10 protein-coding genes are annotated in these 11051 nt (G+C 65.6%); 5 read left to right on the top strand and 5 right to left on the bottom strand.

Going from position 1 to position 11051, the window contains the following annotated elements; all coding sequences use genetic code 11:
* A partial coding sequence (locus AX681_RS10955) for a 7TM-DISM domain-containing protein (protein ID WP_066682240.1) occupies positions 1–1265 on the bottom strand: 1265 nt, incomplete at its 3' end.
* Positions 1266–1448: 183 nt separating this feature from the next.
* Here AX681_RS10955 and AX681_RS10960 point away from each other — a divergent pair.
* Positions 1449–1838: a UrcA family protein gene (locus tag AX681_RS10960; RefSeq protein WP_066682242.1), complete on the top strand. Its 390-nt coding sequence runs from the start codon at positions 1449–1451 to the stop codon at positions 1836–1838.
* A gap of 46 nt (positions 1839–1884) precedes the next feature.
* Here AX681_RS10960 and AX681_RS10965 read toward each other — a convergent pair whose 3' ends face one another.
* The 4 genes from AX681_RS10965 to AX681_RS10980 form a co-directional block, all read right to left on the bottom strand.
* On the bottom strand, positions 1885–2505 hold the full coding sequence (locus AX681_RS10965; RefSeq protein ID WP_156442869.1) for a hypothetical protein: 621 nt from the start codon (positions 2503–2505) through the stop codon (positions 1885–1887).
* Between the two features lie 337 nt (positions 2506–2842).
* Entirely contained in the window at positions 2843–5155 is a 2313-nt protein-coding gene (gene clpA / locus AX681_RS10970; RefSeq protein WP_066662148.1) for an ATP-dependent Clp protease ATP-binding subunit ClpA, read from the bottom strand.
* A 140-nt stretch (positions 5156–5295) separates the two neighbouring features.
* Positions 5296–5508 carry a DUF1192 domain-containing protein gene (locus AX681_RS10975; protein WP_231733786.1) on the bottom strand — a complete coding sequence of 71 codons (213 nt, stop codon included), beginning with the start codon at positions 5506–5508 and terminating at the stop codon, positions 5296–5298.
* 26 nt (positions 5509–5534) lie between these two features.
* A complete protein-coding gene (locus tag AX681_RS10980; RefSeq protein WP_066682243.1) occupies positions 5535–7196 on the bottom strand; it encodes a tetratricopeptide repeat protein in 1662 nt (553 codons plus the stop codon).
* A 123-nt stretch (positions 7197–7319) separates the two neighbouring features.
* Between AX681_RS10980 and AX681_RS10985 the strand changes: the two genes are divergently transcribed.
* The 4 genes from AX681_RS10985 (at position 7320) to AX681_RS11000 (ending at position 10942) form a co-directional block, all read left to right on the top strand.
* Positions 7320–8324, top strand: a complete 1005-nt coding sequence (locus tag AX681_RS10985; RefSeq protein ID WP_197422026.1) for an NAD(P)H-quinone oxidoreductase — start codon at positions 7320–7322, stop codon at positions 8322–8324.
* Positions 8321–8938, top strand: a complete 618-nt coding sequence (locus AX681_RS10990) for a glutathione S-transferase family protein (RefSeq protein WP_082738091.1) — start codon at positions 8321–8323, stop codon at positions 8936–8938. The genes AX681_RS10985 and AX681_RS10990 overlap by 4 nt, the downstream gene beginning before the upstream one ends.
* An 85-nt stretch (positions 8939–9023) precedes the next feature.
* The gene (locus AX681_RS10995) at positions 9024–9908 is read left to right on the top strand and encodes a UDP-2,3-diacylglucosamine diphosphatase (protein ID WP_066663574.1); all 885 of its coding nucleotides are present in this window, start codon (positions 9024–9026) and stop codon (positions 9906–9908) included.
* A gap of 11 nt (positions 9909–9919) precedes the next feature.
* Entirely contained in the window at positions 9920–10942 is a 1023-nt protein-coding gene (locus AX681_RS11000) for a glycosyltransferase family 4 protein (RefSeq protein WP_066663573.1), read from the top strand.
* Positions 10943–11051 lie beyond the last annotated feature (109 nt).

The raw sequence follows: 11051 nt of genomic DNA on the forward strand, positions 1-11051 counted from the left end.
CGGTTGAGCAGGCCGGTGAGCGGGTCGAGATCGGCGAGGCGGCGCGCCACGGTTTCGGCCGCGACCGCCGCATCGCGCTCCTGACTGAGCAGGCGGATGCGATAGGTGATCGCGATCGACGACAGCAATGCCTCTGCCGCCATCGACATCAGCGTCGAATTGTCGAGCCAGAAGCTCCACGGTAGCACCCCGAACCCGGACAGAACGCGCAGGCAGCCCGCGACGATCGGCGCGGCCCAGGCGATGCCGAACAGCCACAGGAAGTTCGATCGGTTGCGCCACGCCGAGATCACGATCGCAACGATCGGCAGCAACATGCTGACGAACACGCAATTGTAGAGCGTATGCGCGATCTTTGGGGCGAGCGGCGCGAAGATCGCGAAACCGACGCCGCTGACGAGCAAGGCCGCGATGCTGGCGCGGATCAGCAGGCGCAGCCGCGGACCGAACACATGCTCTTCGAAAAAGGTGCGCGCGAACCACAGCGCCGACGCGGCGGTGACTGTCAGCAGCAGATAGTTGAGCCGCAGCCGGAAGACATTGGAAATGTCGGGCATCGCCCAGGCGAGCGCGCCAGACGAGGTGAACGCATAGGCCATCAACGCCGCGACCATCGCGGCATAGGCGAGCTGGAACCGGTATCGCAGTGTGGTCCACAGAGCGAGATTATAGGTCAGCAGCGCAATGCACAGCCCGCCGAACGCGGCATAGAGCGCTGCCATGAACAGATTGGCGCGGTAGCTCTCCGCGGCGGTCGCGATGCGCAGATTGCGGATTACGGCATAGAGGTTGCTCGACCCCTCGACCTTCCACAACAGCCGGTCGACCGGTGCCCGCAGGCGGGGAATCGGATATTCGACGATCGCGCCGAGCTGGATCCGCTTGGTCAGACCGACGGCGTCGTCGGACATCGTCTGGATGCGGCCATCGGTGTAGAGGACGTGCAGCGTCACGCGCTCCTGCCACAGGCTGAGCATGCGCGCGTTGAGCGGTCGGCGCGAGCGCGAGCGTTCGCCGACGGGTTCGGAGATGACCCAGAAGTCGCCGCTGCCGAATTGCTTCTGTGGCGTGATGCAATCGAACGCGGCGAGGTCGCGGGCAATGGCGCGCGGATCGTCGCCGGGCGCGGCGCGGCGGATGCAGGTGGCGACCGGGCGGCCAGTGGTACCGGCGCTCCAGCCGGGCGGGCGGGCGTGCGCCGGAATCGCGAAGAACGCGGCCAGCGCGACCGCGAATCCCAGCAGCGTGACGAGCCCCCTTGTCATATCACGCGACTAACCCGCCGAACCCGAAGAAGCGGTTAACGTCTGGCGCCGATTGTGATCGCGCCGCTGCGGCGAAGCATGCGCAAGTGCATGTGAAGCCTGTCCGATGGCGGGACGCGGGACGCGAGACGGTGGTTAACGCTGCATACGCATTTCGGTAATCTGTGTGGAGCGAGGCCCGTGATGACACCGATACACCGAATCGCCGCCGCAGCGGCTGTACTGAGTCTGACCGGTCCGGCGATGGCCGGTGCGCGTTACGAGACGCGCCGGATCGCGGTTCCGGCTGCCGGACTGGATCTGTCGACCGAGGCGGGGATCGATATCCTTGCCGCGCGGATCGACCATGCGGTGAAGCGCATCTGCGGGCGCGACCGCGCGTGCGCCGACGGAGCGTGGGAAAGCACCGAATGGCAGGTCGACCGGCTGATCCGGGAAGCGCGCGCGTGGCGGCGGCTGGCGGACGAACGCGCGGCGCAGCTGCGGGCGTGCCGGGAGCGGTGTGGGCGGCCGGCGGGGTGGGATGCGCCGGCGGTGCCGGTGGGGGTGACCGTGGTGGTGGTGCGGGATTAGGCGGGCGGATTTAGCGGACCGTCGGCTAACGACCCCATTGCTGACATCAGAATGGATCGCACTCCAATACCGGCAGCTTCAACGCGGCACGCTGTTGCGCGACAATTCCGTTGACCCTTGATCTAAATCCACGCGGGTCATTGACCAACGCCAAAAGTGGCGTTGCATGGTGAACAACCCTTGGGTCAGTGATGCCGCTCAGAAAGTGTTCGGCTTCTTTCAGCCTGCCCAGTAGCCCGCAAGCGAGCCCCGCTTTGTAGCCGAACCAACTTCGGCGCATATCCTCGCTATCCTTCGCGCTCTGGATCACGAAACCTGCGATTGCGCCGAACGAGGAGAATTGGTTTTCGAGTTGTTTGGCGCTCGATGCCGCTTGGTCAGCAATTTGCGCAACGGCTGCGCGGAACTGGTCCTTGTCCTCGAAAGACGTATGTGATCCGCGAACTAAGTAGTCCAAGCTCATGAAGCCGTGTCCGGCCCAGAGCCAATGGACAGCGTTATCAAGGTCGACGCTCACCGACCACTGGCCTGGTCTGAAGCCTACGATGTTCAGCCAAATCCCATGATCTAATATCCAAAGGCGGGTTTGGCCCCTCCTCTTGAAGCCCATCGGTCCCAGCGTCGCTTTGGCGGCGGCGGCAATGATCTTGGCGTGCTCTTCGGCCATACTCACGGTGCTAATCAGGTCATCGCCCGCTTTCCACTCAATTGCAGCCCTAGCCGTCATCCTGAACTTATTTCAGTATCCACGCCGCCAGCGGCTTGGTCGCTTGTTAAGCGGTGGATGCTGAAACGAGTTCAGCATGACGATGGGGGCGGGAGCGTTGCCGTATCGCAGCCTCCGCGTCGCCCCGGCCTTGAGCCGGGGCTGGGCTTCTTGCGACGCGAAGGTAGCCCGGTCCCGGGTCAGGCCCGGGACGACGGGGTCGAGTGTGCTTTCCCCCAAAACAAAACCGCCCCGGTTTTCACCGGGGCGGTTTCGTGGTTCGCGTCGGTAGGACGGCTTACTTCGCCTTGGCCGGGGCCTTTTTGCCGCCCTTTTTCGATCCCTTTGGCGCTGCCGGAGTGATCGCGAAGGTGAGCGCATTGTCTTTCAGCTTCACCTCGACCTCGCCGCCATGGACGAGCTTGCCGAACAGCAGTTCCTCGGCCAGCGGCTGCTTGATCTTTTCCTGGATCAGGCGGCCCATCGGGCGCGCGCCGTAGAGCTTGTCATAGCCGCGTTCGGTGAGCCACGCCTTTGCCTCATCGTCCAGGCTGATATGGACGTTGCGGTCGGCGAGCTGGAGTTCGAGCTGGAGGATGAACTTCTCCACCACGCGCTCGACCACCTTGGTCGGGAGATAGTCGAACGGCACGATCGCATCGAGACGGTTGCGGAATTCGGGGGTGAAGAGCTTCTTCACCGCGTCTTCCTGAACATCGTCGCGGCTGATTTCGCCGAAGCCGATGCTCTCCCGCGCCATGTCGGACGCGCCGGCATTGGTCGTCATGATCAGGATGACGTTGCGGAAATCGACCGTCTTGCCGTGGTGATCGGTCAGCTTGCCGTTGTCCATCACCTGCAGCAGGATGTTGAACAGGTCCGGATGCGCCTTTTCGATTTCGTCGAGCAGCAGTACGCAATGCGGGTTCTGATCGATCGCGTCGGTCAGCAGGCCGCCCTGATCATAGCCGACATAGCCCGGAGGCGCGCCGATCAGGCGGCTGACCGAGTGCCGCTCCATATATTCGGACATGTCGAAGCGCTGCAGCGGGATGCCGAGCAGTTCGGCGAGCTGCTTGGTCACTTCGGTCTTGCCGACGCCGGTCGGGCCGCTGAACAGGTAATTGCCGATCGGCTTTTCGGGATCGCGCAGGCCGGCGCGGCTGAGCTTGATCGCCGACGACAGCACCTCGATCGCCTTGTCCTGGCCGAACACGACGCGCTTGAGGTCGGTTTCGATGTTCGCCAGCACCTTGGTATCGTCGCTCGACACCGTTTTCGGCGGGATGCGCGCCATGGTCGCGATGACCATTTCGATCTCCTTGGGGGTGATCGTCTTCTTGCGCTTGGACGGGGGCACCAGCATCTGCATCGCGCCGACCTCGTCGATCACGTCGATCGCCTTGTCGGGCAATTTGCGGTCGTTGATGTAGCGCGAGCTGAGCTCCACCGCCGACTTGATCGCGTCGGGGGTGTATTTGACGTTATGGTGATCCTCGAACGCCGAACGCAGGCCGGCGAGGATCTTGATCGTATCCTCGATCGTCGGTTCGTTGACGTCGATCTTCTGGAACCGGCGCAGCAGGGCGCGGTCCTTTTCGAAGTGATTGCGGAATTCCTTGTAGGTGGTCGAACCGATGCAGCGGATCGAGCCGCCCGACAGCGCGGGCTTGAGCAGGTTCGACGCGTCCATCGCGCCGCCGCTGGTGGCGCCAGCGCCGATCACGGTGTGGATCTCGTCGATGAACAGCACCGCATGGGGGAGCTTTTCCAGCTCCGACACGACCTGCTTCAGCCGCTCTTCGAAATCGCCGCGATAGCGCGTGCCCGCGAGCAGCGCGCCCATGTCGAGCGAGTAGATGACCGCTTCCTTGAGCACTTCGGGGACGTCGCCCTCGATGATCTTGCGCGCCAGGCCCTCCGCGATCGCGGTCTTGCCGACGCCGGGATCGCCGACATAGAGCGGGTTGTTCTTGCTGCGGCGGCACAGGATCTGGACGGTGCGATCGACTTCGGGGCCGCGACCGATCAGCGGATCGATTTTGCCGGTCTTGGCCTTTTCATTGAGGTTGACGGTGAACTGCTTGAGCGCGCTCTCACCCTTCTTGCCGTCGTTCTTCTGCGCCTTGTCTTCCTCGGCACCCTTCGGCGGGGCGGATTCGACCGGGGTCGCGCCCTTGCCGACGCCGTGGCTGATATAGCTGACGGCGTCGAGACGGCTCATATCCTGCTGCTGCAGGAAATAGACGGCATAGCTCTCACGCTCGCTGAACAGGGCGACCAGCACGTTGGCGCCGGTCACTTCGTCGCGGCCCGAGGACTGGACGTGCAGGATCGCGCGCTGGACGACGCGCTGGAACCCGCTGGTGGGCGAGGGATCGGTCTGCTGATCGACGCGCAGCGCCTGAAGCTCGGTATCGAGATAATGGGCGACGGTGGTCTTGAGCTCACCCAGGTCCACCCCGCACGCACCCATCACCTTGGACGCATGTTCATCGTCCACCAGCGCCAGCAGCAGATGTTCGAGCGTCGCATATTCGTGGCGACGCGAGCTGGCGGCTTCCAGCGCGCGGTGAAGGGTGGATTCGAGGGCGGAAGCGAAACTAGGCATTCGGCTTTACTCCAGTCGGGCCGAAGAAGAGAGACACGCGGCCCGTGCATCCCCTATGTCGGGAGTGTTGCACCGTGCATCAAGCGCCGCACCTGTCCCCAAGACTCTTATAGCGTGACGCCCGGGGATCGGTGCTCCACTCATCGCTTGAATAAGGCATCCGCGCTTGCGCGATGGTTAACGGCGCGTTGAATGATAGTACGGCAGCGCGCGATTTCGGTTTCGAGCAGCGCGATCCGCGCCTCGAGCTCCGATACCGAAAACGGGTCGAGATCCTGGCGCGCCAGTTGCGCTGCGGGATCGTCGGTGCGGCGGGGAAGATCGTCTTCCATGGCGGAAAGGTCGGACGGCATCCCGGCGATGTCAAGCGGATGTGGCGCTATTTTGCCGCCCGCGGATGCGACAGCCGCCAGTTGATCTGAACCGCCTGTCCGAACACCGGCGAAAAGGCGCGCAACTCCGCCTGCGCGGCGGCACCGAAGTCGCGGCTGCGCCCGATCCGCGCGAGGATACCGGATTGCGCCCCGCGTGAGAGGGTGCGGGCGCGGTCGTCGTCGCTCATCTGCGCCAGATAGATGGCGGATTCGATCGTGTCGGGATGTTCGGGGCCGAGCGCGGCGCGCTGGATCGACCAGCCGCGCGCGATCAGCGCCTGCATCTCGGCCATCGTGCCGGGGCGCAGCTGGCGGGCGATCGACAGTGCGAGCGCGATCAGCGAATCGGCGAAGTTGACATTTTCCGGGCCCCAGGTCGCAGCGCCGCGCGCGACAATCTCGCGCAACTCGGTCTCGGCCTCGCCGTGCCGGCCGAGCGCGGACAGGACGCTGGCCAGCTGCGCGCGCGCGTTCAGCGTATCGGGATGGCCCGGGCCGAGCTGCGTGCGATAGATGTCGATCAGCGTCCGCCGTTCGGCTTCCTGCTCGGCCAGCGGCAGCGTATCGGCGAGGTAGCCGCGAAATGGCGCGGTCCGCAGATGGGCCGGGCCATAGGCGGCGACCGCCATCGCCAGTGCCTTGCGCAGCAGCGGGCGCGCCTCGTCCACCTTGCCCTGTGCCTCCAGCACGACGCCGAGATTGCCATAGGCGCGCGCCAGCGACGGGTCGTCCGCACCCAGCCGTTCGGTCTTCACCCGCAGCACCAGCCGGTCGATCTGTTCGGCGCGCTGATAGTCGCCCATCGCCACGAAGTTGCGCGCGGCATTGTTGAGGACGATCAGCACGCCCTCACCCTCGTTGCCGGTCTGCTCCCACAGGATGATCGCGTTGTAGTAACGCTGCGCCGCATCGGCATAGCGGCCGGCGTCGTGCAGCGCGCTGGCGAGATCGCCCTCGGCGCGGGCGCGTTCGAGGATGCGCGTGGGGTGGCGGGTCGCGAGCGTGTCGGCGGAGAAGGTCAGCAGCTTCACCGCCTCGCCGATGCGACCCCCTTCGTTGAGGGTGACGCCGAGGACGCGGCTCGCGTCGAGTGCAGCGACCGACCCCGCCCCGCCCTGCGCCGTGCGGATCGCGAGCGCCCGGCGCATCAGCGTCGCAGCCTCTTCATGCTTGCCGATCGCGGTCAGCGTCGTCGCGAGATTGCGGCACACGAGCGCGACATTGTCGCTCGGCTCTGGCCAAAGCCGCTCGGCAATGGCGAGCGCGCGGCGGGCGGGTGCTTCCGCCTCAAGCGGCGTCCCGGAATCGTCGAGCCCGCCGGACAGGTTGACCAGCGCATAATATTCCAGCGCGGTGCCGCGCGCATGGGTGGCGGCCGCAGCGGCGGCGCGGCGTGCGGCGCGCAGCTGGAGCGGGCGATCCTCACGCCGCTGCCCGACCGAGGCGAGCCAGGTCAGCAGTTCGATGCAGCGGGCGGCGGAGGGATCGGTTGCGAGGCATGCATCGACGGCCGGCTCGATCAACGCCTGCGCCTCTGCGAGTTTGCCCGCATTGAGCGCCGCCATGAAGCCGTCCGGCAGCGGCTGTTGCTCAGGTTGCGCGGCCCAGGCCGCTGGCGCGGTGGCGAGGGCGAGCAGAGCAAGCAGCGGAGGGAGGGCGCGGTGCATCGGCGAAGCGTTCCGCGCGTGCGATCCGCTGTCAACCGACGAAGGCGGTCGCGCTTTGCGTAGCTGACCGCTTGACGCGACGCGCTGCCGCGCCGATTCAGGCGCAGTTCTAGGGGGATCCGCATGACCAGCCTGCCCGACCGGATGACGGCCATCGATCCAGCGCAGCCGGGCGGGCCGGAGGTGCTGGTGCCGGTCGAGCGGCCGGTGCCGGTGCCGCGCGCGGACGAGGTGCTCATCCATGTCGCCGCCGCCGGGGTCAACCGGCCCGATGTCCTGCAGCGCATGGGCGGTTATCCGCCGCCGCCCGGGGTGACGAGCATTCCGGGCCTGGAGGTCGCGGGGACGGTGGTCGCGGTCGGCGCGGACCTGCCGCCCGAGCTGATCGGCCAGCCGATGTGCGCGCTGATCGCCGGGGGTGGCTATGCCGAATATGCGGTAGCGCCGCTCGGCCAGTGCCTGTCGGTGCCCGAAAGCCTGTCGATGGTCGAGGCGGCGGCGATCCCCGAGACGCTGTTCACCGTGTGGACGAACCTGTTCGAGCGGGGGTACGCCAGCGAGGGCGACGTCGCGCTGGTCCATGGCGGGACCAGCGGGATCGGCACGATGGCGATCAGCCTGTGCAATCTGTTCGGCGTGACGGTGATCGTGACGGCGGGGAGCGACGACAAGGTCGCCGCCTGCCTGGCGCATGGCGCGGATCATGCGATCAACTATCGCACCGAGGATTTCGTAGCGCGGGTCAAGGACCTGACCGAGGGGCGCGGGGCCAATGTCGTGCTCGACATGGTTGGCGGGGAGTATGTCGCGCGGAATTTGAAGTGCATGGCCGATGACGGGCGGCATGTGTCGATCGCGGTGCAGGGCGGGGCGATGGCGACCGTCCCGGTGTTCGAGATCATGCGCCGCCGCCTGACGCTGACCGGATCGACGCTGCGTGCGCGCGATACGGCGTTCAAGACACTGGTCGCCGACGAGTTGTCGCGGTCGGTATGGCCGTTCGTGGCGGACGGGCGGCTGAAGCCGGTGATCGACCGCACCTATCCGCTCGCCGAGGCGGCCGAGGCGCATCGCCGGATGGAAAGCGGTGCGCATATGGGGAAGATTGTGCTCGAGGTCGTGTCGTGAGCGGCCTGATCCTGCATGAGTATGCCCCGTCGGGGAATTGCTACAAGATCCGGCTGACGGCGGCGCTGACGGAGAAGGCACTCGAACGGCGCGGCTATGACATCATGGCGGGGGAGACGCGGACGGCGGCGTTCCTGGCCAATGTGAACGCTAATGGGCGGATTCCGGTGCTGCAGGATGGCGAGCGGTTTTTGCCCGAGAGCAATGCGGCGTGTTTCTACCTTGCCGATGGCAGCGCGCTGATCCCTGCCGATCCCTTCGACCGGGCAGACATGCTGCGCTGGATGTTCTGGGAGCAGTATAATCACGAGCCGAACATCGCGACGGTGCGGTTCTGGATGGGCTGGGTCGGGGAGAGCAATCTCGACGATCTGCAGCGCGCCCTGTTGCCGGGGAAGCGCGCGGCGGGGGTGGCGGCGTTGAAGCTGATGGACGAGCATCTGGCCGGGCGTGACTGGTTCGTGGGCCGTGCACCGAGCCTCGCCGACATCTGTCTCTATGCCTATAGCCATGTGGCCGAAGAGGGCGGGTTCGCGCTGGCGCCATTTCCGGCGGTGCGCGCATGGATCGCGCGGGTCGAAGCGCTTGATGACTATATCGCGATCACTGCGTGACATTTCGGTGACGCGGCAACGATTCGAGCTGTAACATTCCATCGCCATAGGCGACCCAGGCAAGGGCATTGCACGGGGCGCTTCAATGGCCACCATCACTCGACTTCCGTTTGACACGAATGTCGCAGAATTCGCCGATTTCACCGCAGCGGAACCTACGATTCCGGAAAAGACGGTGGGCGGGCGTCGACAATATCGGACCATCTGGATCAGTGATATCCATTTGGGGACGCGTGGCTGCAACGCCGAGATGCTGATCGACTTCCTCGATCATGTCGACAGCGACACCATTTATCTGGTCGGCGACATCATCGACGGGTGGCAGCTCAAGAAGAAATTCTACTGGCCCGCGGCGCATAACGACATCGTGTGGCGCATCCTGAAGCGCGCCAAGCGCGGTGCCCGCGTGATCTACATCCCCGGCAATCATGACGAAATCTTCCGCCAGTTCACGGGCCTGAGCTTTGGCGGCGTCGAGATCAAGCGCCAGGCGATCCACCAGACTGCCGATGGCCGCCGCCTGCTGGTGCTGCATGGCGACGAGTTCGACGCGATCACGCTGAGCCACCGCTGGCTCGCCCATGTCGGCGACGCGGCCTACACCGCGGTGATGGCGCTCAACCGCTGGTGCAACAAATATCGCAGCTGGCGCGGCCTGCCCTATTGGTCGCTGAGCAAGCACGCCAAGCAGAAGGTCAAGAACGCGGTCGAATTCATCTGCGGCTTCGAGGAAATCGTCGCCAAGGAGGCCGGCGCGCGCGGGGTCGATGGCGTGATCGCCGGGCATATCCACACCGCCGAGATGCGCACGATCGACGGAATCGAATATTATAATGACGGCGACTGGGTGGAGGGTTGCACCGCACTGGTCGAGCATTACGATGGCCGGATGGAAATCCTCCATTGGGCCGATGAGATCGCAGCGCGTGACCTCGACCCGGAGCGGGTCGAGGAGCGCGTGGCGGCTTGAGCGAAACGGAGATGCGGATCGCGATCGTAACCGACGCCTGGGAGCCCCAGGTGAACGGCGTCGTCCGCACGCTCCAGTCGGTGCGGCGCGTGCTCGAGGGGCAGGGGCATAAGGTCAAGGTGATCTCGCCCGACCTGTTCTATTCGGTGCCGTGCCCGACCTATCCCGAGATTCGGCTGGCGATGGTGCGCAGCCGCACGATCGGCGATCTGCTCGACGAATTCTCGCCGCATGCGGTACATCTGGCGACCGAGGGGCCGGTGTGCGTCGCGGCGCGGCGCTGGTGCCTGCGGCATGATTTCCCGTTCACCACCGCCTATCACACGCAATTCCCGGACTATGTCGAGGCGCGCTCGGGCGTGCCGGCGGAGTGGGTGTGGCGCTATATCCGCTGGTTCCATGCACCGGCGCAGTCGATCCTCGCCTCGACAGCGTCGATCCGGCAGGCGCTGGTCGATCATGGGCTGACCCAGGTGCAGCATTGGGGGCGGGGCGTGGACTTGGCCAATTTCCACCCGGGCGTGGTGCCGCATCCGGCGATGGCGGCGCTGCCGGGGCCGGTGCAGCTCTATGTCGGGCGCGTGGCGGTGGAGAAGAATCTGGAGGCGTTCCTGGCTTCAGAGCATCCTGGGACCAAGGTTGTCGTCGGCGATGGCCCGGCGCGTGCTGCGCTGGAGGCGAAATATCCTGAGGCCAGGTTCATGGGGTCGATGTTCGGCGCCGAGCTGGCGCAGGCCTATCGCGCGGCGGATGTGTTCGTGTTTCCGAGCAAGACCGACACGTTCGGGCTTGTGATGATCGAGGCGCTGGCATGCGGGACGCCGGTCGCGGCCTATCCGGTGACCGGGCCGGTCGACATTTTGACACCCGAGACCGGGGCGATGGCCGAGGATCTGGACACGGCGATTGCGCATGCGCTGACGCGTGATCGGGATGCGTGCGCGGCCTATGGGCGCAGCTTCACCTGGGAGGCGAGCGCGGCGCAGTTCCTGGCGGCGCTGGTGCCGATCATCGAGGAAGCGCGCGCGGCTTGACCTTCCATTCCTCCCCTGAGCTTGCTCAGGGGAGGGGGACCGCTCGCGAAGCGAGTGGTGGAGGGGCGGCCGCGCAGACGGCCGTGACCAGCTCGGCAAAATTCCGCCC

The sequence above is a fragment of the Sphingomonas sp. CCH9-E2 genome, assembly GCF_001557215.1.
Classification (GTDB): Bacteria; Pseudomonadota; Alphaproteobacteria; order Sphingomonadales; family Sphingomonadaceae; genus Sphingomonas.